This window comes from Streptomyces luteolifulvus (assembly GCF_008806595.1).
Taxonomy (GTDB): Bacteria; Actinomycetota; Actinomycetes; order Streptomycetales; family Streptomycetaceae; genus Streptomyces; species Streptomyces luteolifulvus.
In genome coordinates, this window is record NZ_VZRB01000007.1 from 129687 (window position 1) to 154941 (window position 25255).

The window sequence follows — 25255 nt, forward strand, 5'->3', positions numbered from 1 at the left end:
AGATGGCCTCTCAGCCGACCTGGATGTGCTCTTCCATACCGAGCTGCTTGTGGCCGTCCACCGGACAGTACAAGTCGTACTCGCCCTTCTTCAGCGTCACCGTCAGTGTCGCCTCCTGGCCGCCCTGGATGTTCCTGGTCCGCGCGTCCTCCACGCCGGGGCCGTCGATCGACAGGGCGTGTGTGGTTCTGCCGGCGTTGTCGGAGACGAAGGTGTAGGTGCCTGGCGTGAAGGACGATCGGGACAGCTTCAGCGCGTACTCGGTCTCGGTGACCGTCACCCGGGTCCCTGAGCCCGCCTTGCCCGCGCCGGAGCTCGCCGAGCCGGCCGGCTGACCGCCGCCGCCGTTGCCGCTACCGCTTGAGCAGGCTGCCAGGACGAGAGCGGCGGAGAAGGCCACCGCCGTCGTGCGGAGTGCCGTCCGGGGCCTGTGTGCCGAGAGTGCCATGTGGCCCATCCCCTTTCCGGGCTAGCCCGGGAGCCGACGGTTTGTCCGTGTCTTCCACGAGATGCCCTCTTTGGGGATACGGATGGACATGTCTCGGTGTTCAGTGGTGTTCAGCCGCCCCCAGCAGTCGAAGCCGTCCGCTTACTGGGCCAGCGATGCCGGACGGGTACAGCCATGGGCTGTGGTCGCCCGCCTGAAGACGGTCAACCGCGATCAGCGCGTCCGACGCCGTCTTGCAGCGCGGATGCCGCGTGGCGAAGGCGGCGATGCGGGCCCGTTGGGTGGGCAGCCAGGCGGCGATCGCCTGGGGGTCGCCGTCGTACCACCAGGTGAACTGGAACTCCTCCCAGAGAAAGTCGGTCGCCCAGTCGAAGCACAGGCGGACGAGGCCGGCGTCCGCCGTGGAGCCGGAGAGCCCGGCGATGTGCTCCAGCCAGGGCTCCAGTTCACCCGTTGCGTGGGCGATGCCCTCCAGGAGGTCGGCGATGTCCGATGCGGGTCGGCCATCGATGACAGAGACGGCCAGCAGCGCTCGGAAGGCCTGCTCCACCGCGGCTCGCTCGGGCGCGGGCCACTCGGCCAACCTGGCCCCGTGCGGGCCCAGATGACCGATTTCCCCGGCCGGATCGACGTCATGGCCCTCCGGGCCCCAGTAGCGCAGCGCCCGGGGCATGAGGCGACGCCACAGGACCGGGTACTGGTCCGCTTCCCAGTGGGAGGGGACCTCGCGCAGGAAGCGCCCGAGGAGATCGTCCGATACGGCAGCGGGATCGCCACCGAGAATGCTCAGCTCCGACTCCGAGGTGCAGTAGGTGCAGCCGTCCACCGGGCGGTCGAGTCGGGGCGGTGACGCGAAGACGCGGTCGGCCTCTGCGAGCGCGTGCCGCCACATTCCGTACGGATCGAAATCGAGGTCGAGGTCGGGGTTGGGGTTGGGGTTGGGGTCAAGAGGGTCGGACATGCACGCCTACCGCGGGGACTCCGCGCAGGGCACCTGGCGAAGATCGGGACCTTACCACCTGGCGGGCGGGTTGACCTGTGAGTAGGCGTGGAGCTCCCACCTCAGGGAACTGGCGTGGTCGATCCGGACCACCTTGGTGATGTCGAACTCGACCATCCGCAGGGCCCCGGGGTGCTTCTGTACGCCCGCCGGGTTCCAGTCGATGCGGGCCTGTCCGGTGAGTTGGAGGGTGTGGCCGTTCTCCCAGTCCAGGAAGAGGAGACCGGCCGCCGGGTTGAGGTGCAGGTTGCCGAGTGTCATGTAGAACTGGTTGCCCGTGTAGTCCGGCCAGACGATCTTGCGTGGGCCGACGACCGTGACGAATCCCGGCATGCCGCCGCGGTGCGAGGAGTCGGCTCCGTGCTCGGGCGAGAGGCTCGCGATGAAGAACGTGTCGGCGGCCTCGATCCACCGCCGCTGGTCCTCGCTGAGCTCCTCGCCGGTCACGGCCGGGCCGGCGGCTTGGGGTGCGGTCTCCTTGACGGTGCGGGTCTGAAGGTACTTGGGGCAGTTGCCCAGCACCTGCTCGGTCCGTACCACGAGGCGGTCTCCGGCATCCCGCCCGGCGACTCCGTTCATTCGGATACGGCGTCGCGTCTGCGGCTGGAGTGCCAGTACGCCGATGTCCTGTTCGGTGCGGAAGGCCCCGTGGAGAGGATCACCAGGTGGGGGCAACGCGTCGACGACGACGGTTCGTTCGTCCACTGGGTCCGCGAAGCCGGTCGGGCCGTCGAGGACCGTCGACCAGATCGCGCCCTCCTCGTCCGCCCCGGCGATGACCAGCATGCGCTGGTCCCTGATGAACGGGACGAATCCACGCGGGATTTCCGGGCCGAACATCGGAGAGCCCCATCCGGGCCCGCCCTCGTTCGCCCGACGCTGGATCGCCTGCTCGCCCTCGTGCGCGAGCTTCTTGATGGTCATCCGGCTACTTCCATACGCGGTCGAGGAAGTCGGCGATCAGCGGGGCGATCTCCGGGAGGTGGGTCTCCAGGGCGAAGTGGCCGGTGTCGAAGAGGTGGAGTTCGGCGTCGGGCAGGTCGCGGAGGTAGGCGTGGGCGCCGGGCTCGGTGAAGAAGGGGTCGTGGCCGCCCCAGGTGATGAGGGTGGGCGGGGTGTGCCGCCGCAGCCACGCCTGCCAGTCGTCATAGCGCTCGACGTTGGAGTGGTAGTCGAAGAACAGTGACTGCTGGGCCTCCTTGCGGCCCGGCAGGTCCAGGAAGTGCTGGTCGAGGGTCCAGCCGTCCGGGGCGATCGGGGCGGGGCTGCTGACGCCGGTCTCGTACTGGCTGCGGGTGCCGTCGAGGGTGAGCATGGCGTGGATGGCGTCGTGGGCGCCGGGGGTCTCGGGGGTCAGGCTGAGCAGGCCGCGGGCCGTGTCCGAGAGGCCGTCCTCGTACGCGTTGCCGTTCTGGACGACCAGGCCCGCGATCCACTCGGGGTGGCGTTCGGCGAGGCGGAAGCCGATGGGTGCGCCGAAGTCGAAGACGTACATCACGAACCGGTCGAGTCCGAGGCGCCGGACGAAGCCTTCGGTGATGTCGGCGAGCCGGTCGAAGGAGTGGGTGAAGCCGTCCGGGGTCTCGGTGTGGCCGAAGCCGGGGTGGTCCGGCGCGATCAGCCGGTAGTGGGAGCCGAGCACCTCCATGAGGCTGCGGAACTGGTGGGAGCCGGACGGGAAGCCGTGCAGGAGCAGCAGTACGGGGGCGTCGGTGCGGTCGGGGAGGGACTCGCGGTAGAAGACGCGGACGCCGTCGACATCCAGGTGGCGGTGGACCGTGCGGGCGATCGGAGCAAGCATGCTAATTCCTTTCTCGCTGATCCATGCATTAGGTGCAGACTCCAGGTATAGCTCGGTTCCGGCTAACGTGTCAACGCCGCCATGTACCATTAGCCGCATGAGTGATCTCGTGCCGTTGACCGGAGAGCCGCTGGCGCTGGACCTGGTCAACACCCGTCCGACCGCCGGTGACCTGCTCGCGAGCCCGGGCGACCTGCGGTCCTGGTGGGTCCTCCAGGCCGACCGTCTGCCGGAGGAGGTGCCGCAGCAGGTGACCGCCGCGGATCTGGCGGCCGTGCGCGCCGTACGGGAGCACACCGCCCGCGCCCTCGACCGTGCCCGGCGAGGCGAGGAGCCCGCCGCTGCCGACTTGGAGGCGCTCAACCAGGCGCAACGTGCCGCGCCGGCGATCAGCGAGGTGGCGTGGAACGGGTCGGCGGTGGCGGCCACGCGTCGGCGGGACGGCTCACCCGGGCGCCGGCTCGCCGCCTGCCTCGCCGAGGCCGCCGCCGAGCTGCTGGCCGATCCTGCGGTCACCAAGATCCGGGAGTGCGAGGCCGAGGACTGCGTGATGCTCTTCCTCGCCACCCATCCGCGGCGCCGCTGGTGTTCGGCCGCCCGCTGCGGCAACCGGGTCCGCGTCGCCCGCCACTATCAGCGCCACAAGGCCGGATAGCTCGGGCCGACCTGCCCCCGGCAGGCTCCGACCGGCGCAGACCGTCTCAGACCGTCTCAGACCGGCGGAAGTTACCCGTCCGTGGCGCGGATCACGCGTACGCCCTCAACCACTCGCCCCCTAAGAAACCTGCCGCTCCGCCGGTCACCACGCGGAGCGTCACGCCCCCCGTACGGCCCGACGCGCGCAAGAGGCGGGGTGACCCTACGCTTGAGGAGGCAATCCGCCGGGACGCAGGGAATTCCCGTGTTGAGCGGGTATGCGTTCGGCTCCTCACGGCACTGGAAGGCGGTCCGACATGGCCACCGCGTCTGACGCTCCCGTTCTCGAAACGATCACCGCCATGACCCTCGACGCCATCGAGCGCTGCGGGCTGGACGAGCGCACGTTCATCCTCACGCGTATCGCCGGGCTCGTGGCCATGGACGCACCGGCGGTCTCGTATCTGGCCCACATCGGTCCCGCGATGCAGGCGAAGGTGACCATCGAGCAGGTGCAGGACGTCCTCGTCGCGATCGCTCCCGTGGTGGGCACCGCGCGTGTCATGTCGGCCGCGACCCACATCTCCCAGGCGTTCGGCGTCGCCATCGCCATGGCGGAGACCGAGGCGGAAGCCATCGCCGAGGCGGAGGCCCAGAGCCGGAAGAAGTAGCTCGACCCGACGGCCGGCCAGGCAGGCCCGCCGTCAGCAGGTCCGTCGGACCGTACGCCGCGTCAAGGCGTGTGCAACTCCTTGGCGATGGGCGTGCGGTCCGCTGCGCGTCCCACCGCCGCCTTCACGGCGGGCTTGCCGCGACCCGGTAGCGACGGCCTTTCGAGATCCTTCGCGGTCTTTCGAGGCTTTCGAGGGGCGAGTGGAGACGGGTGTTCGGCCGCGATCACGCTCCTCGCCCACCAGGCAGGGCACTGTGCGCCTGACCAGCACTGAGACATTCCCAAAAACTCGCACTGTGACACCTGCGGCGTCCCATCCGATGTGTGACTCGTGGGGAAGGTGTGCCCAAAGGAGGTGTTGATGCAGGTGTTGATGCAGTCGATGTGCATGAGACGCGTGGGCAATGTGACGACCTTCACCCCGATGTGTCGGAAAGTGATGAATTGCTTACGCATGAAACGCGTAAGGGACTGTACGCAGTCACATGTGACTTTGGAGGTTTCAAGTGCGACCGTTCACCCTCAACTACGCCTACCGCAGTGGGCTTACGACCATGGTGACGCCGTACAGCTTCGATGCGTCCCGCCAGCTGAACGTGCTCCCCGACGGCAGTCCGGCCGTCAGTGACCGGGACCTCCTGATGGCGGCCGGTACGACGACGTCCACCGCCGGCTCCGCGACACACTTCGACGACTGACCTTCCGTACCCGAATGACCGTATTGATCCTCACGTCCGAGGAGGACGTGACCGCCGACATGGTGGTGGCCAGGCTGCACGAGACGGGAACACCCGTCGTGCGGCTGGATCCGGCCGACCTGCCGGGCAAGGCCGTACTGTCCGCCGAATACGCGCACGGCGACTTCGGCGGCCATCTGTCGGTGAACGGGCATGTGCTCAGCATGGGAGGCCTGCGCTCCGTATGGGTCCGCAGGCCCGGCGAACCGGCCGCGAATGCGGCGCATCCCTCACCCTGGCTGACCGCCGAGACCCGGCAAGCGCTGTTCGGCATGCTGTACTGCGCCTCGACGCGCTGGATGAACCATCCGCGCAATGCCGACCAAGCCCGCCTGAAACCCTGGCAGTTGAGGGTCGCTCACCTCAGCGGGTTCGCCGTACCGCCGACCGTTTTCACCACCGCTCCGCGTTTGGCGCAGCAGTTCGCCGAGGAGCACAAGGACGTCGTCGTGAAGTCCGCCTCGGGGCCGCCACCCGGTGAACCCGGCATGGCCCTGCCGACCACGCTGATCGGCCCCGACGCGGACTTCTCCGCCGTCGCGGCCGGCCCCGCGCTGCTCCAGCGGTACATACCCAAGCGTGCCGACATCCGGCTGACCTGTGTCGGTACCCGGCTGTTCGCCGCACGCAAGCAGGCCGAGCCCGGCCAGGTCGACGGACGCTACGGCGAGACCGAGCACTCCTGGGAGGCGGTCGCGGTGCCCGGACGCATCGGCAGGGCGGTGCACGAGTACGTCTCCTTCGCCGGACTGGCGTACGCCGCCTTCGACTTCGCGGAGGACGGAGACGGCACCTGGTGGTTCCTGGAGTGCAACCAGGGCGGCCAGTTCGGCTTCATCGAACTGGAGACCGGCCAGCCGATCTCGGCGGCGGTCGCCCACTGGCTGTCCCACAGCGAGGCGGACCGCCGAGTCCGGGCCAGCCAATGGTGAGGGGGGCGCGGCACGCGGCGGGCACGGCAGCGATCATGCGGGGCCGCGCCGTGCCGTAGCCGGCCGGTGCCGTCGACGTGCGGTGATGCAGGAGCCCGCTGGTCCGCAGCGGGCTCCGCAGTTCCCCTGGCCGGACGGTGTCGGCGCACACTGGAAGCAGAGGCCGTGCCTCATGCGGTGAGCGTGGAGGTGAGCCATGAGCACCCTCGAAGAACACGTCGACATCGGAGTCCCGGTGGACAGAGCCTGGGCCGGGCTGCACCGGGTGGAGGACTATCCGCGCTTCGTGGCCGGAGTGCGCGGCGCCACTTTGGGGGCGGGGGGCCGCGCCCGGCTGGACGTCGAGGCCGGCGGCCGGGCCCGGGGATTCGAGGCCGAGCTCTCCGATCGCGGGGACGAACGTGTGCTGGAGTGGCACACCACCGGTGCCCCCGATCTGATGGGTTCCTTCTCGCTCCTGCCGATCGACCGGAACCACACCCGGGTCCAGGCACGGATCGAGTACGACCCCGCCACGATCAGGGAGACCTTCGGCGGGCCCAAGGGTTTCGCGCAGGCCAACGCGATCGAGAGGATCGTCCGCGACGATCTGGAGCACCTCAAGGAGCACCTGGAGCAGGAGCGGCAGCCGGGATCCGGACACGGGTGATCCCGCCGCGGGGGCATCCGGGGCGGGAAGGCGGTGACGCTTTGTGCTGTACGTCGCTGTGAGTGCGCTCAGCCATCCCGGGCTGCTCCGCCACCGGAACGAGGACAGCCTCGTCGCCGGGCCGTGGACCCTGTGTGCCACGGTGACCGAGAACCCGCAGACCCTCGTCTTCCGGCTCGGGACGCCCCTCGTCGTCGCCGTCGCCGACGGACTCGGCGGGCACCCGGGGGGTGATGTGGCCAGCGCCCTCGTCGTCCGCCGGATCGCGGCGATCGGTCCCGCTCTGAGCAGCGAGGACGCCGTACGGGACGCTCTGCACGCCTGCAATCGCGCGGTGTACGAGGCCGCAGGGGGCGAGGAGGAGAGCGAGCTGACCGCCATGGGGACGACGATCGCCGGCGTCGTCGTGGAGGAGGACTCGCTGCGCGTGTTCAACGTGGGCGACAGCCGGGTCCTCGCGGTGTCCCGGGACGGGTTGCGTCAGGTGAGCGTCGACGACAGTCCCCCGCTCGAACCCGGGCAGCGCACCACCTCGCTGGTCACCCAGTGCCTGGGCGGCACGCCCGGCTACCGCTCCGTCGACCCCCATGTGACGACCGCGCCCCTCTCGTCCGGCGACTGCTATCTGATCTCCACGGACGGTCTGACGGACCCGCTGACGCCGGATGTGATCGAGGTGGTGCTGCGGGAGCACGAGGACGGGCGGGCGGCGTTCGAGCTGTGGAAGGCCGCGATCGAGGCGGGCGGGCCCGACAACATCACGCTGGCGGTGGTACGGATCGGGGACGAGTAGGGCACGCGTTCCGGTTGCCGTCCGGGGTCTGGGTCCGATGGGTCGGCAGGACGCCGAGGGGCTGTCGGCGTCCGAACTCGACCACGTCTTCCGGCCGTTGGACACCGGGAACGGTGTCGCTGCCGCAATCGGCGCAATCGCCCTGCTGCTGACGGGAGTCGGGGCCGCGGTGCTCCGTGCGGGAGGCCTGCCGGCGCCCGTGATGTGTCGTCAGGGGCCCGCGATCGACTTGATCGTGTACGGGTGGCTCGCCCGTTGCCAGATCAGCGTGAAGCGGGCCGTGGGGCGGGTGTCCACCTGGGGGACCCTGCCGTCCGACGTGAGGGTCTTTGTCGTGCCGAAAGTGCCGGAGCGGGTGATCACGCGGGCGCTCGTCTTCGTGTAGCTGTAGGGGATCGTCGAGGTCGGCACCACCGTGTGGAACACCAGCATGCCGTCGCCGTCGTCGTCGAGGGCCAGGTCGGGCCGGTCGCCCGGGCCCAGGGTGGTGACGGTGCCGCGGGAGCCGCCCGCCGACAGTCGGCGGCCGAGCAACTCGAGCTTGCCCGCGCTGGTGTAGCGGGTCCACACGATCATCGCGTCGCCGTCGAGGTCGGTCGCGAGGGCGTGATGGAAGCCGACGTTGTCCGTGGACGCCGAGATCCGCAGCGGGGACGCCAGTGTGCCGGTGCGGCTCCAGCGCGAGGCCCAGACCTGTGAGCGGGCACCGCCGCCGGAGTGGTAGCTGATGACCGCGTCGCCGTCCCGGTCCACACCGATCCGCACCATGCCGAAACCGCCGTACGAGGCGATCGGCGAGGTGAGCACCTTGGTCGGGGAGAGATAGCCCGGCTCGATCCGGCGGGCCACCACGTCCGCGCCGCGCGCCCAGGCGACCACGAACTGGCCGGCCCGGTCGACACCGATCGTCGGCTTCTCGGCCGAGCCGGAGCCGAGCGTGATGGGCGCGCCGACCGTGCCGTCGAGCTTGAGGCGGCGGGCGACGGCGTACCAGCTTCCGTCGCGGATCTCCGTCCACGCCGCCATCGCGGTACCGCCCGGCGTCACGGCGACCACGGGGTTGACCGCGGGCCCCGAGGTGGACAGCTTCTGGACGGATCCGACGAGACCGCCGGAGGCCGCGACCCGCCGGCCCACGACATGGCCGTCCTGTTCCCAGACCACCGCCGAGTCGCCGGTGTCGTCGGAGTCGGCCTCCGGCCAGGCGATCGAGGCGCCTTCCGGTGTGAGCGTGCGGATCGGCCCTGTCGTACCGTTCGCGAACTTCGTTCTGATCTGGACCTGCTGATAGGAGTACTGCGTCGACAGATCACCGGCCGTCCAGGTCAGCAGGGCGTCGCCCTGGCGGTCGACGGAGACCTTGGGGGTGTCGGCGGGCGACCAGCCGGGGGCCGACACGTTCCAGGTCGACGTCCAGGCGGCCTGTGCGCTCATGCTCAGCGTCGCGGTGACCGCGATCCCCACCGCCGTCGCGGCCGAAACCCCGGCGAGGACACGACGCTTCACCGAACGCCGGTGCCGTGCTGCTCTCGGAGCCACCTTCATCCCCTCGTCCTGGCTGTCTTCTCGGGAGGGGCCGGGCACAGGTGTCTCACAGACCCCCCGAGCATCCAGCGCAGCCACAGCTCCGGACGTCACAGGCCACAGCCACCGAGCCTGCAAGGAGCGTCGGCGGAGAGGTAGCGGAGAGGTACTGGTACGGCCGGGGCGGGACGCCTGTGGCTAGGGGGTGTCGTTTGGATCAGGCTGGCCGTGAGAAGCGGGGCCTTTGCTGCCAAGTCGAGCGAGGTGTGGTGCGTGCAGCTGCAAGGCGGAGGAGGGCGACAACGCGATGGGGGTCCCCCCGCTCGAGCGAAGTCGAGAGTGGGGGAGTTGGCAACCGACGACAACGCCGCAGATGTGCGTGCCACACCCCGCGACGCCGGCATGATCCAAACGACACCCCCTAGCATCGCCGCATGACTACTGAATCCTTGTACGACGTCGAGATCGGCGCGCTGAAGGGCGGTTCCGCCGACCTCGCGCAGTACGCCGGGCAGGCCGTGCTCGTCGTGAACGTCGCCTCCAAGTGCGGGCTGACCCCCCAGTACACCGGGCTGGAGCGGCTGCAGGAGCGGTATGCCGCCCAGGGCTTCACCGTGCTCGGCGTGCCCTGCAACCAGTTCCTCGGGCAGGAGCCCGGCACCGCCGAGGAGATCGCCGAGTTCTGCTCGGCGACGTACGGCGTGACCTTCCCGCTGACCGAGAAGGTCGAGGTGAACGGTGCGGGCCGGCACCCCCTGTACGACCGCCTGACCGGCTTCGCCGACGCCGAGGGGCACAGCGGGGACATCCGCTGGAACTTCGAGAAGTTCCTGATAGGGCGGGACGGCAAGGTCGTCGCCCGTTTCTCGCCGCAGACCGAGCCGGAGTCCGCCGAGGTCGTCACGGCCATCGAGGCACAGCTGGCCGGCTGACGGCTGGGGAGGCGTCGGGGGCGGAAGCTTCGACGGTGTGCGGTCGGACGGCCACCTGAGGCGAACCGGGCCCATATGAGGCAAACCGAGCCCATAAAGGAACACAGCCCTCTCGGCAAGGACGGCGAACTGGTCGAGAGGGCTGTGCCCATGGTGCCTGTGCTTCTCGATCGTGCGGTTGCCGATCGGGTGGTCCGGCGGGGATCAGAAAGCTCCCTCTTACGCCTTGACCGCTGCCACGAAGGCCTTCCACGCGTCGGCGGGGAACGCCAGGGTGGGGCCCTCGGGGACCTTGGAGTCACGGACGGCCAGTGTCGCGGAGGGCGACTTGACCTCGACGCACGCGCCGTTTCCCGTGGAGTAGGAGGACTTGGTCCACGTTGCCGTGGCACCCTGATGAATTGCCATTTTTGCTCCGGTGGCGAGTTGTACGGTTTGAGCCAACGCCTTTGATCGTGGCGTGATCGACGCTACTCGCCGCCCTGCCTGTCCGGAGGAGTCGTTCACTCGACCGGATGGCATATTCCAGGTGAGTCTTCCAGTCGGCCCACTCAGGGGTGTAGCATTCGCCCCTTCACTCGCGGGAAGCTCAACGGGCGTATTCTTTCGCGACATCCTCGATGAGCCGACGCGACTGGTCCACGTTCAGCGCCTGCGCCCGCAGGTGCTCGTACATCACCGTGTACTTCTGCACGTCGTGGGCCTTCTCCAGATACAGGTCGCTGGTCACGCCCTCGATGTACACCACGCTCGAATCGGCCGCGTCCGCGAACTCCAGGATCGCGTACTGGCCGTTGATACCGGGGTGCGCCCCGACCTCGAAGGGCAGCACCTGCACGGTGATGTGCGGCTGCTGGGACACCTCGGCGACGTGCTCCAACTGCTCGCGCATCACCTGACGGCTGCCCACGACCCGGCGCAGCGCCGCCTCGTCCAGGACCACCCACAGCCTGAGCGGGTCCCGCTCGGCGGCGATCCGGTCCTGCCGCCGCAGCCGGACCTGGACCCGCTTCTCGATGTCCGTGACCGAGGTCTCGGGCAACGCGCCCTGGATGATGGCCTCCGCGTACTGACGGGTCTGCAACAGGCCCGGGACGACCTGGGGTTCGTAGACCCGAAGCGACTCCGCGTCGGTCTCCAGGCCGATGTAGACGCTGTACGGGATGTCCCCGAAGGCATGCCACCAGCCCTGCTGGCGCGAGTCCTTGGCCATCTGCATCAGCGACTCGACGATCCGCTGGTCCTCGACCTCGTAGACCCCGCACAGATCACGGACGTCCCGCTGGCTGATGCTGCGCCGGCCGTTCTCCAGGCGGCTGATCTTCGACTGCGACACGAGCAGCCGTTCCGCCACTTCCTCGGCGGTCATGCCCTTGAGCTCACGGAGCCTGCGCAGCTCCTGGCCCAGCCGGCGTCGCCTGACTGTGGGATTGACATTGGACGCCACGGGACGTGCACCTCCGGCTGCGTGGGCCTTGTGTTTGCCACTTTGCGTATCTGCTGTTGAGCAGACTGCCACCAAGGTGCTTTCTACCGCTGGGAAACCGTGGATATGCGCAGCGTACGCGCCGGTTCGGGGCGATCCGGAGTGTCCTGCGGCGATGCCTTCGCATGCGGCCGCGCGGGGCGGCGGACCGTGTCGTCGTCCCGGACGTAACGGTCTCGTCGCCCCGCGCGGACCAGCGGCTCCCGTACCGGGTTCTGGGGACTGGGCTCTCTGGCTCGGTGCGGCGCTGGTGATGCGGGTGTGGTGCGGATGATGCGGGTGGTACGGGTGTGGTGCGGTTGTGCCGCCGTGGGACTGCGGTCAGTGGGCCACGGCGCGCGCCATGGAACCGCGGCGCGGTTGCAGCGGAACGCCTCGAGCGGGCTCCCCTGCGGGCCTGGCTCCGGGTCCGGCCTGGCGGCCGGCCTGTGCCGGGCTGCGGCGCGGCTGGGCCGCCACGCCGTTCTGGACGTCCATCACGGCGTGCGCCACGAGGCCGCCCATGGGGTCGTGCCTGATCAGGTCCCGCAGCCGGGAACGGGACGAGCGTCCCTCGTTGCCCGGATACAGGTGCTTGCCGAGACCGACCGCGTGTGCCAGTGCGGCGAGGGCCGCGGTCCGCGGGTCCGGCGGTACGCCGGTGCGGATCGCCGAGTCCAGCCGGGCCCTGATCTCCCGGCTGATGGCCGTGTCCGTCGCCTGGTAGCGAGTCGTCGGCAGCACTCCGCACATCTGACCCGCCACGGCATGCACCATGCCGCACCGCTCCAGATGCGAGAGGTAGGTCTGGCGGAGGCCCAGTCGCGGCCCGCCGATCCAGTTCACAGCCCGTACGGGAGCGCCGCGCCTGCGCAGCAGCTCCAACGCACAGTCCAAAGTCGGATCTCCAGTCGGCCGTGGTGCCACCACGGCGATACGATCCCCGTCTGGGGCTATCCGTCCGGCCAGCGCCAGCTCCACTAGCTGCGCTCCGGCCAGACCGAGGTCGAGCGACTGCGGCTGCGCAGTGGTACCCGTGGCCGGGTCCAGTGCCAGCAGCAGAAGCTCCTCCGGAAGTGTTCTGCGGCTCCTGCCCATCCATGCCTCCCCGCGTGGATGAAAGACAGGGTGACCCCTCTCACATTGGTCTGTCGAGGGTGCGTGACCTGTTTGTAGTGGAACCAGTAGGTATGTCGTTCTCGTCTACCGCGTGGGGCGAGCCCGCACACAGGACACTGGTACAACCTTCGGACAGCGCCATGAGGCGGTGTACGGGCGACGGTTCACGGTTTCGTTTGGCGCACGGAGAGCGTACAGCGCATGGAGGAGGCATCGGTGGCGGGCGAGTCCCCCGACAGGTCGAAGCAGCGCGAGTCGTCGGCAGAACCGACGTCGGGGAGCGCGGGTCCGGTTCCCGAAGCCAGGACCGAGAACGGCAAGGCGAAGGAGACACGTGATCCTCGCCTGGAGGTCGCACGCGCCCGCGGGGGCGTCGACACGGCGACGACGGTGCTGTCGGTCCGCGAGCTGACCCGGGAGACCGAGCAGGCCGAGGAGCCGGAGGACGCCGAGGAGCCGGAGCCCGGGGCCCAGGACACCGGCGGGAACGGTTCGGCGGACGAGGCGGCTCCCGGGGACGGCGCGGACGCCGGGCCGGGCGACGAGCGGCTGCGGGACGTCGTGGCCGCGTGGGTGCGGTCGGCGGACACGGAGCACGAGGCTGAGGCGGAGACCGAGGGCGACGCGGAGGCCTCCGACCAGGCCGAGGACGACGCGGAGACCTCCGACGAGGCCGAGGACGACGTGGAGGCCGAGGGGACCGCGGAGACCACGGAGACCACGGACGAGGCCGACGCCGACGCCGAGGGTGACGCCGACGCGGAAGCCGCGGCCGTCGCCGCCGACGACGGCGCGGTCGAGGACGCCGTGCCCGAGGAGCCCCGGGACGACGCCGACGACGACCGTACGGAGCCCGAGGAGGCCGCGGAGGCCGACGCAGAGGCCGAGGTCGACACGGACGCCCCGGAGGAGCCCGCGGACGAGGACGAGCCCGCGGACACCGCTGCCGACGACGACACGGACGAAGCCGCCTCCGACCCGGCCCCGAAGGCCGGCGCCCCCGCCAAGCCCGGCACCGGCACCGGCACCCCCAAGGCCGGCACCCCCTCCTGGGCCAAGCGCTCCGGCGACGACGAGCGTCCCGTCGACCAGCCCACCGCCGTCTTCAAGGCCGTACGGCCGTCCGCGCCCGCCGTGGACCAGCCGACGACCATGCTGAAGCTCGGCGGCGCGACCAAGGCGCCGAAGGACGCGGAGCCCACGGACGCGGAGCCCACGGACACGAAGCTCAAGGACGACACCAAGCCCAAGCCGACGCCCAAGCCCACGCCCGAGGCCGACCGCACCAGCAAGTTCGTCGCGCTCAAGCCCCTGGACGAGCCGCGCCCGGCGGCGCCGCCGAAGCCGGCCTCGCCGGACGTCACCGCGGTCGTCGGGCAGACGGGCCCCGAGCGGACCATGCAGCAGCCGCTGCCGCCGAAGCCGCCGCTGGACCTGCTGGCGGAGCTGACGAACACCCCGCCGCCCCCGGCGACCCCGGTCCGCACGCTCATCCGCCGGGTCAAGATCTGGACCCCGCTGGTGCTGCTTCTGGCGATCATCTTTGCGATCGCACAGGCCGTGCGCCCGCTGCCCGCCCCGACCCTCGACCTCACCGCCGAGGAGAGCTACACCTTCGACGGCGGCAAGGTGTCCATTCCGTGGCCGTCGGACGGACAGGGCGCGCTCGACGTCCAGGGCATCGGTTCGTTCGGCTCGTCCGGCGAGCAGAAGCCCGCGCCGATCGCCAGCGTCGCCAAGGTCATGACCACGTACCTGATCCTGCGTGACCACCCGCTCAAGGGCGGCGAGGGCGGCGACATCAAGGTGGACCGGACGGCCGAGGAGCAGGCGACCGCGGACGGCGAGTCGACGGTCGAGGTGCGCGCGGGCGACACCATCACCGAGCGGGAGGCCCTGGAGGGCGTCCTGATCGCGTCCGCGAACAACGTGGCCCGGCTGCTCGCGCGCTGGGACGCCGGGTCGGAGAAGGCCTTCGTGGCGAAGATGAACGCCGCCGCCGAGGAACTCGGGATGACCAACACGACGTACACCGACCCGTCGGGTCTGGAGAAGACGACCGTCTCCACGGCCGTGGACCAGGTGAAGCTGGCGAAGGCCGCGATGAAGGACGAGTCCTTCCGCGAGATCGCCCGGATGATGGAGTACGTCGACTACAAGGGCCAGAAGCACCCCAACTGGAACCGTCTGGTCGGCTCCAACGGCGTCATCGGCATCAAGACCGGCACCACCACCGCGGCCGGGGGCAACCTCGTCTTCGCGGCGGTGAAGGAGCTCGGCGGCGAGACGCGGACCATCGTCGGCGCGGTCGTCGGCCAGGGCCCCGGAGGTTCGGACAACACGATCCTCAGCGGTGCCATCGACGCGGGCGACCAGCTGATCCGGGCCGCGCAGGACGCGCTGACCTCGGCGAAGATCCTGAAGAAGGGCGATGTCGTCGGCTACGTCGACGACGGCCTCGGCGGCCGTACACCCGTCGTGATCACCAAGGACGTCCCCGCCGTGGGCTGGGCCGGCCTGGAGGTGAAGCTGTCCTTCGCCCCCGGCGACCTCCCGCACTCCGCGAAGGCGGGTACCAAGGTGGGCACCCTCACCGTGGGGGACGGCGGCGCGGCCGGGGCCGTGAAGGTCCCGGTCGCTCTGGGGAAGGACCTGGTCGAGCCGGGCTTCACGGACAAGCTGACCCGCCTCGGCTGATACCGCCTCGCGCACGTCGCCGGTCGGCGCCCGCCCGGGCGCTCACCGGCGACGTGCGTGCTAGCGTCGCGAATCGGGGCAGGTCGTCGCTCACGGGACGCGGGCGCTGAACCCGCCAGGACGCGGCCGGCAACGCGGGGGAAACGGGACGCGGCCGAGAACAGAACACGGGGAGTGCCTTTCAGGTGGCCACTGCGGAGCCGACACGCGCCGACGACGCCGAGCCGGGACCGGGAGCCGGTCCGCGAATACGTGTGCCCGCGCCCGGGGCCGAGCCGGAGGCCGCGGGCCTCGTCCTCGCCGTGCGCGAGAGGCTGCTGCGGCACCCCGTACTCTCCGTCACTGCCCTGTCGGGCGTCCTGCACATCGTCTGGTTCTTCACGTTCGCCAACAGCGGCGGTGACCTCGCGGCACAGGACGCCTGGGCCGAGTTCGTCGGCCGGCATCCGGACTCGGCGTACAACCTCGCCTGGTACGGCGGTATGCACCCGGTGTCGTACAGCGTGGTGTCGCCGTATCTGATGTCGGTGCTCGGGGTCCGTACGACGATGATGATCGCGGGGACGGTCTCCGCGGGCCTGCTGACCATGATCCTCATCCGCAGCCGCTCGGTGCGGAACCCGCTGTGGGCGTCGCTGGCGGGGGTCTTCGCGTTCCTGTGCAACGCGGCGTCGGGGCGCGTGACGTTCGGCCTGGGCACGATGTTCGCGCTGGGCGCGGTCGCCGTCGTGTTCTGCTGGCCGTACCGCTGGCGCTACAAGCGGTGGGCGAAGGCGCTGTGCGCGGCTCCGCTGGCCGCGCTCGCGACCATGTCGTCGCCGGTCGCCGGCCTGTTCGTGGGCCTGGTGGCGGTGGCGATGTTCCTGCAGAGGCGGCGCCCCGGCGCCTGGGCGCTGGGTCTCGCACCGACCGCCGTCGTGGCCGTCTCCGCCTGGGCGTTCCCCTTCTCCGGCACCCAGCCGATGACGATCTTCTCGGTGATCCTGCCGCTGCTGTACGGGATTTTCGTCCTCGTCCTGGTCCCCAGGGAGTGGACGACGGTCCGGATCACGGCCGGGGTCTACAGCCTCGCGGTCGTGCTGGTCTGGCTGGTCAGCTCCCAGATCGGCTCCAACATCAGCCGGCTGCCGATGCTGTTCGCCGGGGTGGCTCTGGTGGCGGCACTGCCCTTCGCGGTGCCGCGGTCCCGCAAGTGGTACGCCATAGTCGTCGCCTTCGCCGGCTTCTGCGGCTGGATCGGGTTCAAGTCGGTCGACGACGTCGTGCACACGACCCCGACGGCGTCCTGGGCGCGCGAGCTGGCGCCGCTCGTCAACGAACTCCAGGAGGTCGGCGCGGAGAAGGGCCGTGTGGAGGTCGTACCCGCCCGCTCCCACCGGGAGGCCTCCGCCCTCGCCCCGTACGTCAATCTGGCCCGCGGCTGGAACCGCCAGGCCGACATGGAGCGCAATCCCCTCTTCTACGACGACACGCTCAACTCGGCGAACTACCACGAGTGGCTCCAGCGCTGGGCCGTGCACTTCGTCGTCCTGCCGAAGGACGAGCCCGACGGCGACGGCGGCGAGCGCGAGCGGGAGCTGGTGCAGCGGGGCATGCCGTATCTGAAGCAGATCTGGGGCGACGCCAACTGGCAGCTGTTCAAGGTGACCGACCCGGCGCCGCTCGCCGAGCCCAACGCCGTCGTCCAGCGGGCCGAGCAGGGCGAGATGACGATGGTGGTGAAGAAGGCGGGCCGCGTCCTCATCCGCATCCCGTACTCGCCGTGGCTGAGCATCGTCGACGCCGACGGCAAGAAGCTCAAGCCGCCCCAGGAGACGGAGGCGTCCAAGAACGGGCCCGAGGGCACGCCGAAGACGTACGACAACGTCAACGGATGCCTGACGGAGACGGAGGAGGACGCGGAGGGCGACAAGTGGACGATGCTGGTCGCTCCGCGGGCGGGAACGTATCGGCTGGCGGCGCCCTATACGTTGCCGCGGGGGACACCGTGCCCCGACGCGTTGAAGTGACCAGCGAGTGATCAGCGCAACCTGTCGACGTAGGTGTCCGTCCCGGGAACCGTCGGAATGAACGGTGCCACCAGCTCCACCCTGCCCAGGCCCGACTCCGCGACCGCCGCGTCCAGGCCGGTGAAGTGCTCCTCCCAGCACTCCCGCGGGTCGGTCTGCAGGAACCACAGCAGGGTCAGGCGGGTGTCGACGCCCTCGACCTGCTTGACGTACGTCATCCGGTCCCCCGGCAGCGGTGTGGGCCGGAAGACGGTCACCAGCGCGGCCGGCGAGCCCGCGACCCGCTTCGGCAGATGCCGCGAGCGCAGCCACTCCAGCAGCGCGGCCCGCTGCTCGGCGGACTCGCTGTCGATCACCTCCAGGACCAGCCCGGCATAGGGGTGGTCGAGTGCGTGGACGTCGCGGGGGCCGGCCGCGCCGTCCCGGTACACGGTCGCCGCGTGATCCTGGAACGCGGTGAAGACATGCGTACGGTCCTGGTAGACGCGGCCGTCCCGGTTGAGGCGCTTGTTGATGCCGACGGTCCACTTCATGTGGTCGTCGTAGCGGCCGTCGGTGATCCAGTACGTCGAGATGTAGCAGCCCGCGGTGACCGGCTGGGCGATCGCCGACTTCTCGGGGTACCGCAGGAGCTGGAGGTCCCGGGTGGCCACCCAGCGGCGGCCGGCGTACATCCAGGGCATCGCCATCGCTCCGGCGTAGTAGTGGTCGTCCTCGTACCAGCGGTTGTACGCGTACTCGTGGCCGGGGTGCGGCTCGACCATGGTGATGAGCGCGTGGCCGGGGCGGACCCCGTACGGGCCCACGGCGGCCAGCTCGGCGTACACCTCGCTGCGGGTCTCTTTGGACATGGCGCTCCCCTTCCGTCATCCGGCGGTCGCCCATACTCTGACGCCCCGTCAGATAATGTGCCAGGGCCGGGAGGTGCCGGATGTCACTGCTCGAGGGCAAGACCGTCGTCGTGTCGGGAGTCGGGGCGGGGCTGGGTCATCAGGTCGCCGCCGCGGTCGTACGGGACGGCGGCAACGCCGTGCTCGGGGCCCGCACCGAGGCGAACCTCGCGAAGAGCGCCGCCGGCATCGATCCGGACGGGGCGCACACGGCGTACCGGGCCACGGACATCACCGACGAGGGGCAGTGCGCGGAGCTGGCGGCGCTGGCGACCGCGCGGTTCGGGCGGATCGACGCCGTGGTCCATGTGGCGGCCTGGGACTCCTGCTTCGGCGGGCTGGAGGACGCCGACTTCACCACCTGGCAGTCGGTGATCGATGTGAACCTGCTGGGCACGCTGCGGATGACGCGGGTGTGTCTGCCGGCGCTGAAGTCGTGCGGGGGCTCGGTCGTGTTCATCGGGACGCAGTCGGCGGTGGCGGCCCCCTCGCAGGTACGGCAGGCGGCGTACGCGGCCTCCAAGGGTGCGCTGACGAGCGCGATGTACTCGCTGGCGCGGGAGCTCGGGCCGCACCGGATCCGGGTCAACACCGTGCTGCCGGGCTGGATGTGGGGGCCGCCGGTGCAGGCGTACGTCCAGTTCACGGCGCACACGGAGGGTGTGCCGGAGGCGGAGGTACTGGGCCGGCTGACCGGGCGGATGGCCCTGCCCGAGCTGGCCACGGACGGGGACGTGGCGGACGCGGCGGTGTTCCTGGCCTCGGACCGGGCGCGGGCGATCACGGGGCAGTCGCTCCTGGTGAACGCCGGGGAGCTGATGCGGTGACGTTGTTCGTTTCGGTGAGGCCGGTGAACGACTAGGCCCGCGGATAGCGCGCGAGCCACCCCGGGGACGCTCCCGCCGGGCCGTGCAGGGCGGGGCCCTGGGTCATCTCCATCGCGAAGTCGTCCGCCAGTTCCAGCAGCGTGGGACGGCCCTCCAGTTCGGCCAGCCAGGCCGGCGGGAGGGCGGTCTCGCCGTGCAGGGCGCCGAGGAGGCCGCCGGTCAGCGCGCCGGTGGCGGCGGAGGGGCCGGCGTGGTTCACGGCGAGGCGCAGGCCGTGCCGTACGTCCTCGCCCACGAGCGCGCAGTAGACGGCGGCGGCCAGCACCCCCTCCGCCGTACCGGCCGCGACGAGCTCCTCGACGCGGGCCGGTGTGGGCATCCCTTGCCGCACCGCACCGAGCGCGTACTGGAGGGCGTCCGACACGGGCTGGTGCCCGGGGCGGACGGCGAGCAGGGCGAGCCCCCGCTGCACGGCCCCGTCGAGACTGTCGCCGCAGGCCAGCCCGTGCACGATCACGGCGTACACGCCCGCCGTGAGGGCGGCGGCGGGATGCCCGTGCGTCTGGACGGCGCACTCCACGGCGAGCTGGGCGACAAGCTGCGGCTCCCAGCCGACGAGCAGCCCGAAGGGTGCGGAACGGGCGGCGGCCTCGGGCCCCGGCTCACCGGGGTTCTTCGGCGCCTCCAGGGTCCCCATCGTCTCGTCGCCGAGCCCGAGCAGCAGGGCGCGCGCGGGATCGCGCCGCGCGTACAGCCACTCCTCCCGGGCGAGCCAGCCGTCCTCCTTGCGGCGCTCGTCGGGCCCCCAGTCGCGCTGGGTGGCGGCCCAGCGCAGATACGCCCGGTGCAGATCGGTCGGCGGATGCCAGGCGCCGGTGTCGCGGCGCACCTGGGCGCGTATCAGCCCGTCCACGGTGAAGAGGGTGAGCTGGGTGAGATGCGTGACGGCGCCGCGCCGGCCGTAGGCGGGGGCGAGATCGACGAGACCTTCGGCGCCGTACCCTTCCCGGATCTCGTCCAGGGAGAGCCCGGCGAGGGGGGCGCCCAGCGCATCGCCGACGGCCACACCGAGCAACGTCCCCCGCACCCGGCTGCGGAAGTCCTGCTGCTCGGTGCGCCCCCAGACGGCATTGCCCGTCCCGTTCATCTCGCCCTCCTTCCGCCTACCGCGCGGTACCAGTCCAGTCCAGCACTGTAATCGACCGGGAATGGCGCGCCAGGGCACACAAAGATAAGCAGAAGGCCACTAAACGGTCATGTGCGAACAGTCCGGACCTCACGCTCCACACGCTGGCCGAATGTGAGCGGGCTGCGGTGGGCCGCGCGGGGGAAGGGATCTTGTCATGACCACCCCTACCCCACGCACCGCCTTCCCTCTCACCGCCGCCCTCCTCACCGCCACCGTCGCCCTCTACACCGTCCTCGTCGCCTTCGGGAACATCACGGACTTCGGGACCAATCAGCAGTTCGTGCGGCATGTTCTGGCCATGGACACGACGTTCAAGGACGACGATCTGATGTGGCGGGCGATAACCGACAAGGGAGTTCAGGACGCTGCCTATGTCGCCATCATCGTCTGGGAGACCCTTGCGGCCCTCGTCCTCCTCTACGGGACCTGGCTCTGGATCCGCCGCGACCGTCTACGAGCCCGCCGCATGTCCACGTACGGTCTGCTGATGCTCATGCTGCTGTTCGGCGCCGGGTTCATCGCGATCGGCGGGGAGTGGTTCGCGATGTGGCAGTCGGAGGACTGGAACGGGCTGGACGCGGCGATGCGGGTGTTTCTGCTCAGCGGAGTGGTGCTCCTGGTCGTCAACGCCCCTCTGACACAGCCGGACCCGACGCACCCGGACCCGACGCACCCGGACGCGCCGGCTAGTCCACGACCCTGACCTTCGTTCCCGTCGACCCGAACGTCCACAGCGCCGACCCGTCGGCCACCCGCATACGGATTCCGCCCGTCCGGGTCTCCGACGCAGGGGGCGGTGAGGAGCCGTCGAGGGCGTTGGAGAAGGCGAAGTTGACGCCCGCCTTGGCGCCGAAGTACACGATGTGTTCGATCTTCACGCCGTCGGAGCCGGTCGTGGCGTCGCGGCGGAGGGAGACCGTGTAGGTGCCGGGGTCGGGGCTGACCGTGCCCGGCCACACCGCGAAGGTGCTGCGGGACGCGTCGCTCGCGTCGACCAGCCACACCCGCTTCTGGCCGAGGGAATAGACGATGCGCCGCCCGGTCCCGGAGTCCGCGGGAACGGCCGCCGGAGCGGCCGTCGGCGCGGGCTTCCCGGGCCCCGGATGCGCACCCTTCGACGCCGAGGCGCTGGGGCGGGTGGCCGAGGCCGTGGCGGTGGGGTGCGATCCCCGGTCCGCCTGCACGGCCAGGACGGCGACGGCCACGATCGCCCCCGCCGTCAGGCCGGACACCCAGGCCCACGAGGGAAGTCGGGCAGGCACGGGCACGCATCTCCTCAGCTACGGTCCCCTCCAGACAGGGGTCCGATCATCGTACTGCGAGCTCCCTGTCTGTCAGTGGTCTGTCAGTCCAGCACCGGCAGCAGCTCCGGAAGATGCCCGTCGGACACCGCCGCCGCCCGCTGCCGTTCCTCCGGCACCTCCCCGTACAGCGTCGTACGCGGACGCGCCGGGCGACCCGCCGCCTCCGCCACCGCGATCAGCTCCTTGACGGACTTGTACGAGCCGTAGGAGGAGCCCGCCATGCGGGAGATCGTCTCCTCCATCAGCGTGCCGCCCAGGTCGTTGGCGCCCGAGCGCAGCATCTCCGCCGCGCCCTCCGTGCCCAGCTTCACCCAGCTGGTCTGGATGTTCGGGATCCACGGGTGCAGCAGCAGCCTCGCCATCGCCGTCACCGCCCGGTTGTCGCGGGTCGTCGGGCCCGGGCGCGCGATCCCCGCCAGGTACACGGGCGCGTTGGTGTGGATGAAGGGCAACGTCACGAACTCCGTGAAGCCGCCCGTCCGTTGCTGGATCGTGGCCAGGGTCCGCAGATGGCCGAGCCAGTGGCGGGGCTGGTCCACATGGCCGTACATCATCGTCGAGCTCGACCGGATGCCCAGTTCGTGTGCCGTCGTGACGACCTCGATCCAGGTCGCCGTCGGCAGCTTGCCCTTGGTCAGCACCCAGCGGACCTCGTCGTCGAGGATCTCCGCCGCCGTGCCGGGGATGGAGTCCAGCCCGGCCTCCTTCGCGGCGGTCAGCCACTCGCGGATCGAAAGTCCGGTCCTCGTCGCGCCGTTGACGACCTCCATCGGGGAGAAGGCGTGCACATGCATCCCGGGGACACGGGACTTCACCGCCTTCGCAAGGTCGAAGTACGCCGTGCCCGGCAGGTCCGGGTGGATGCCGCCCTGCATGCAGACCTCCACCGCGCCCACGTCCCAGGCCTGCTGCGCCCGGTCCGCGACCTGCTCCAGCGACAGGGTGTACGCGTCGGCGTCCGTGCGGCGCTGCGCGAAGGCGCAGAAGCGGCAGCCCGTGTAGCAGACGTTGGTGAAGTTGATGTTGCGCGTGACGATGTACGTGACGTCCTCGCCGACCGCCGACCGGCGCACGTCGTCCGCCACCGCGCACAGCGCGTCCAGCGCGGCGCCGTCCGCGTGCAGCAGCGCCAGCGCCTCGGCGTCGGTCAGCTTCGTCGGGTCGTCGGCCGCGGTGCGCAGCGCCTCGCGCACATCGGTGTCGATACGCTCCGGCACCATGCCGGGCGCGGCCGCCTCACGCAGGGCACCCCAGTCGCCGTACACCTCGTCGAAGTCGTCGCGGCGGTCGGACGTACGGCCCTCGGTGTCGACCGTCACATGCAGATCGGTACGGCCGGACGCCGTGAACGCCTCCTCCGGCTCCTGCCACGGCAGCCCGGCCGGAAGGACCTCGGCACGCGCCAGTCCCGTCTCCGGGTCCGCGAGCGCCCGGACGTGCGGACGCAGCCGCGGGTCCAGCCAGGGCTCGCCGCGCTGGACGAACTCCGGGTACACGCACAGCCGTTCGCGCAGTGCGAACCCGGCCGCGGCGGACTCGGAGGCGAGCAGGTCGATCTGCGGCCAGGGGCGCTCCGGGTTCACATGGTCGATGGTCAGCGGCGAGACCCCGCCCCAGTCGTCGATCCCGGCGCCGATCAGCCGCACGTACTCGCTGTCGACGAGGTTCGGCGGCGCCTGGAGACAGGCGGCGGGCCCCATGATGTGCCGGGCCACCGCCACCGTCGCGACCAGTTCGTCGAGTTCCGCGTCCGGCATGCCGCGCATGGCCGTGTCCGGCTTGGCGCGGAAGTTCTGGATGATCAGTTCCTGGATGCCGTGGTACGACCGGGAGACGCGGCGCAGCGCGAACAGCGACTCGGCGCGCTCCTCGTACGTCTCGCCGATCCCGATCAGGATGCCGGAGGTGAAGGGCACGGAGGAGCGGCCGGCGTCCTCGAGGACGCGCAGCCGCAGGGCGGGCTCCTTGTCCGGGGAGCCGTGGTGCGGGCCGCCGGGCTCGGACCACAGACGGGTCGCGGTGGTCTCCAGCATCATGCCCATGGACGGGGCGACGGGCTTCAGACGCTGGAAGTCCGTCCAGGTCATGACCCCGGGGTTGAGGTGGGGCAGCAGCCCCGTCTCCTCCAGGATGCGGATCGAGATCGCCCGGACGTAGGCGATGGTGTCGTCGTAGCCGTGCGCGTCGAGCCATTCGCGCGCCTCGGGCCAGCGGTCCTCCGGCTTGTCGCCGAGGGTGATGAGGGCTTCCTTGCAGCCGAGGGCGGCGCCGCGGCGGGCCACGTCGAGCACCTCGTCGGGCGACATGAACATCCCGTGCCCGGCCCGGCGCAGCTTGCCGGGGACGGTGACGAAGGTGCAGTAGTGGCACTTGTCCCGGCACAGCCGGGTGAGGGGGATGAAGACGCTCTTCGAGTACGTGATGACCCCGGGGCGGCCGGCCGCTTCGAGGCCCGCGTCCCGCACCCGGGCGGCGGACGCGGCGAGGTCCTGAAGTGCCTCGCCGCGTGCCTGAAGGAGCACCGCCGCCTCGGCGACGTCGAGGGCGACGCCGTCCCGGGCGCGTTTGAGGGCGCGACGCATGGAGTTCTCGGTCGGGCCGGTTCCGGAGGTCGCGGAAGTCGTCATTGTTCGAGCATACGAGCGGGGTGATCAGGGAAGACAGGCGCTGCCCGATTCGCCCCCGGGCGGCGGTCGTTACACGGTGTCACTGGAGTCGGCGGTTCCGGTCACGTACGTCGCGTACGCGTCCAGGAGCCGCAGCACCTCCGTCTCCCCGGCCGGGGGCAGCTGGACGACGGTCTCCTCGATGCCGAGGCCGGCGTAGTGGGCGAGCTTGCCAGGGCTCGGGTGGACGGCGTACGGGACGACCTGGAGGGCGCCCGGGTCGCGGCCCGCGTCGGCCCAGGCGGCGCGCAGCAGGGGCAGCGACTCCGACAGACCGCGCCCGCCGATCGGCAGCCATCCGTCGGCGTACTCGCAGATGTGCGCAAACAGCTTCGGCCCGGCCGCCCCGCCGACGAGCGTGCGCGGACCGACGACCGGACCGCGCGGCTTCTGCGTCGGCTTGGGGTGGGCGAAGCTGGCGCGCACGCTCGCGAACTCCCCCTCGTACGCGGCGGGTTCCTCCGCCCACAGGGCGCGCATCAGCCCCATCCGGTCCCGGACCAGCTCGCGCCGCGCAGGCCACTCGACGCCGTGGTCGGCGGCTTCCTCCACGTTCCAGCCGAAGCCGACGCCGAGGGTGAAACGTCCGCCGGAGAGGTGGTCCAGGGTCGCGATCTGCTTGGCGAGGCCGATCGGATCGTGCTCGGTGACGAGCGTGACGCCGGTGCCGAGGCCGAGGCGCTCGGTGACGGCGGCGGCCTGGGCGAGCGCCACGAAGGGATCGAGGGTGCGGCCGTACTCGGGGGGCAGCTCGCCACCGGCCGGGTACGGGGTGGTGCGCTCGACCGGGATGTGGGTGTGCTCGGGCAGATAGAGCCCGGCGAAGCCACGCTGTTCCAGCTCACGGGCGAGCCGGACGGGGGTGATCGTCTCGTCGGTGAGGAAGATCGTCACGGAGATGCGCATGTCCCATCTGTACCGGGCGGGACCCCGGATGTCGATACCGACTGTTACCGACTGGTCA

At 70.7% G+C, this 25255-nt stretch carries 24 protein-coding genes; 11 read left to right on the top strand and 13 right to left on the bottom strand.

Features of this window, described 5'->3' with window-relative positions; translation table 11 throughout:
- Positions 1-10 precede the first annotated feature (10 nt).
- The 4 genes from F7R91_RS12670 to F7R91_RS12685 all read right to left on the bottom strand — a co-directional run bounded on the left by F7R91_RS12670 (position 11) and on the right by F7R91_RS12685 (position 3249).
- The gene (locus F7R91_RS12670; protein ID WP_150947703.1) at positions 11-448 is read right to left on the bottom strand and encodes a hypothetical protein; all 438 of its coding nucleotides are present in this window, start codon (positions 446-448) and stop codon (positions 11-13) included.
- A 100-nt stretch (positions 449-548) separates the two neighbouring features.
- Positions 549-1409, bottom strand: a complete 861-nt coding sequence (locus tag F7R91_RS12675) for a hypothetical protein (RefSeq protein WP_225320621.1) — start codon at positions 1407-1409, stop codon at positions 549-551.
- Positions 1410-1460: 51 nt separating this feature from the next.
- The gene (locus F7R91_RS12680; protein ID WP_150947705.1) at positions 1461-2372 is read right to left on the bottom strand and encodes a pyridoxamine 5'-phosphate oxidase family protein; all 912 of its coding nucleotides are present in this window, start codon (positions 2370-2372) and stop codon (positions 1461-1463) included.
- Positions 2373-2376: 4 nt separating this feature from the next.
- Positions 2377-3249, bottom strand: a complete 873-nt coding sequence (locus F7R91_RS12685; protein ID WP_150947707.1) for an alpha/beta fold hydrolase — start codon at positions 3247-3249, stop codon at positions 2377-2379.
- A gap of 97 nt (positions 3250-3346) precedes the next feature.
- Between F7R91_RS12685 and F7R91_RS12690 the strand changes: the two genes are divergently transcribed.
- The 6 genes from F7R91_RS12690 to F7R91_RS12715 all read left to right on the top strand — a co-directional run bounded on the left by F7R91_RS12690 (position 3347) and on the right by F7R91_RS12715 (position 7669).
- Positions 3347-3904 (top strand): CGNR zinc finger domain-containing protein, encoded by a 558-nt coding sequence (locus F7R91_RS12690; protein ID WP_150947709.1) that lies wholly within the window; start codon positions 3347-3349, stop codon positions 3902-3904.
- 298 nt (positions 3905-4202) lie between these two features.
- On the top strand, positions 4203-4556 hold the full coding sequence (locus F7R91_RS12695; protein ID WP_150947711.1) for a carboxymuconolactone decarboxylase family protein: 354 nt from the start codon (positions 4203-4205) through the stop codon (positions 4554-4556).
- Between the two features lie 508 nt (positions 4557-5064).
- Positions 5065-5256, top strand: coding sequence for a putative ATP-grasp-modified RiPP (tgmA, locus tag F7R91_RS12700; protein ID WP_150947712.1), 192 nt, complete (start codon positions 5065-5067; stop codon positions 5254-5256).
- A gap of 14 nt (positions 5257-5270) precedes the next feature.
- Entirely contained in the window at positions 5271-6227 is a 957-nt protein-coding gene (gene tgmB / locus F7R91_RS12705; protein ID WP_150947714.1) for an ATP-grasp ribosomal peptide maturase, read from the top strand.
- A 196-nt stretch (positions 6228-6423) separates the two neighbouring features.
- Positions 6424-6876, top strand: a complete 453-nt coding sequence (locus F7R91_RS12710; protein ID WP_150947716.1) for an SRPBCC family protein — start codon at positions 6424-6426, stop codon at positions 6874-6876.
- 43 nt (positions 6877-6919) lie between these two features.
- Complete coding sequence (locus F7R91_RS12715; RefSeq protein ID WP_150947718.1) at positions 6920-7669, top strand: PP2C family protein-serine/threonine phosphatase; 750 nt, start codon at positions 6920-6922, stop codon at positions 7667-7669.
- Between the two features lie 210 nt (positions 7670-7879).
- Here F7R91_RS12715 and F7R91_RS12720 read toward each other — a convergent pair whose 3' ends face one another.
- Positions 7880-9175 (bottom strand): hypothetical protein, encoded by a 1296-nt coding sequence (locus tag F7R91_RS12720; RefSeq protein ID WP_225320622.1) that lies wholly within the window; start codon positions 9173-9175, stop codon positions 7880-7882.
- A gap of 452 nt (positions 9176-9627) precedes the next feature.
- Here F7R91_RS12720 and F7R91_RS12730 point away from each other — a divergent pair, with 452 nt between their 5' ends.
- Positions 9628-10125: a glutathione peroxidase gene (locus tag F7R91_RS12730; RefSeq protein WP_150947720.1), complete on the top strand. Its 498-nt coding sequence runs from the start codon at positions 9628-9630 to the stop codon at positions 10123-10125.
- A gap of 219 nt (positions 10126-10344) precedes the next feature.
- Here F7R91_RS12730 and F7R91_RS12735 read toward each other — a convergent pair whose 3' ends face one another.
- The 3 genes from F7R91_RS12735 to F7R91_RS12745 form a co-directional block, all read right to left on the bottom strand.
- Positions 10345-10533 (bottom strand): DUF397 domain-containing protein, encoded by a 189-nt coding sequence (locus F7R91_RS12735; RefSeq protein WP_150947722.1) that lies wholly within the window; start codon positions 10531-10533, stop codon positions 10345-10347.
- Positions 10534-10714: 181 nt separating this feature from the next.
- Positions 10715-11572 carry a helix-turn-helix domain-containing protein gene (locus tag F7R91_RS12740; protein ID WP_150947724.1) on the bottom strand — a complete coding sequence of 286 codons (858 nt, stop codon included), beginning with the start codon at positions 11570-11572 and terminating at the stop codon, positions 10715-10717.
- A 360-nt stretch (positions 11573-11932) separates the two neighbouring features.
- The gene (locus F7R91_RS12745; protein WP_150947725.1) at positions 11933-12688 is read right to left on the bottom strand and encodes a GOLPH3/VPS74 family protein; all 756 of its coding nucleotides are present in this window, start codon (positions 12686-12688) and stop codon (positions 11933-11935) included.
- Positions 12689-12910: 222 nt separating this feature from the next.
- Here F7R91_RS12745 and F7R91_RS12750 point away from each other — a divergent pair, with 222 nt between their 5' ends.
- Positions 12911-15406 (top strand): D-alanyl-D-alanine carboxypeptidase family protein, encoded by a 2496-nt coding sequence (locus tag F7R91_RS12750; RefSeq protein WP_225320623.1) that lies wholly within the window; start codon positions 12911-12913, stop codon positions 15404-15406.
- 185 nt (positions 15407-15591) lie between these two features.
- Complete coding sequence (locus tag F7R91_RS12755; RefSeq protein ID WP_150947727.1) at positions 15592-17415, top strand: MFS transporter; 1824 nt, start codon at positions 15592-15594, stop codon at positions 17413-17415.
- Positions 17416-17426: 11 nt separating this feature from the next.
- Here F7R91_RS12755 and F7R91_RS12760 read toward each other — a convergent pair whose 3' ends face one another.
- Entirely contained in the window at positions 17427-18266 is an 840-nt protein-coding gene (locus F7R91_RS12760) for a hypothetical protein (RefSeq protein WP_150947729.1), read from the bottom strand.
- An 80-nt stretch (positions 18267-18346) separates the two neighbouring features.
- Here F7R91_RS12760 and F7R91_RS12765 point away from each other — a divergent pair, with 80 nt between their 5' ends.
- Positions 18347-19132, top strand: a complete 786-nt coding sequence (locus F7R91_RS12765) for an SDR family oxidoreductase (RefSeq protein ID WP_150947731.1) — start codon at positions 18347-18349, stop codon at positions 19130-19132.
- Positions 19133-19163: 31 nt separating this feature from the next.
- On the opposite strand, the gene F7R91_RS12770 is transcribed toward F7R91_RS12765, so the two are convergent.
- Positions 19164-20279, bottom strand: coding sequence for an ADP-ribosylglycohydrolase family protein (locus tag F7R91_RS12770; RefSeq protein ID WP_150947733.1), 1116 nt, complete (start codon positions 20277-20279; stop codon positions 19164-19166).
- A 196-nt stretch (positions 20280-20475) separates the two neighbouring features.
- On the opposite strand from F7R91_RS12770, the gene F7R91_RS12775 reads away from it, so the two are divergent.
- Positions 20476-21024, top strand: coding sequence for a DUF2165 domain-containing protein (locus tag F7R91_RS12775; protein WP_150947735.1), 549 nt, complete (start codon positions 20476-20478; stop codon positions 21022-21024).
- On the opposite strand, the gene F7R91_RS12780 is transcribed toward F7R91_RS12775, so the two are convergent.
- From F7R91_RS12780 to F7R91_RS12790, 3 genes are all read right to left on the bottom strand, one after another.
- Positions 21008-21583: a hypothetical protein gene (locus F7R91_RS12780; protein WP_408056027.1), complete on the bottom strand. Its 576-nt coding sequence runs from the start codon at positions 21581-21583 to the stop codon at positions 21008-21010. The two genes, F7R91_RS12775 and F7R91_RS12780, sit on opposite strands and share 17 nt — an antisense overlap.
- A gap of 83 nt (positions 21584-21666) precedes the next feature.
- On the bottom strand, positions 21667-24252 hold the full coding sequence (locus F7R91_RS12785) for a bifunctional FO biosynthesis protein CofGH (RefSeq protein WP_150947739.1): 2586 nt from the start codon (positions 24250-24252) through the stop codon (positions 21667-21669).
- 69 nt (positions 24253-24321) lie between these two features.
- A complete protein-coding gene (locus tag F7R91_RS12790) occupies positions 24322-25197 on the bottom strand; it encodes an LLM class F420-dependent oxidoreductase (RefSeq protein ID WP_150947740.1) in 876 nt (291 codons plus the stop codon).
- Between the last annotated feature and the right edge of the window lie 58 nt (positions 25198-25255).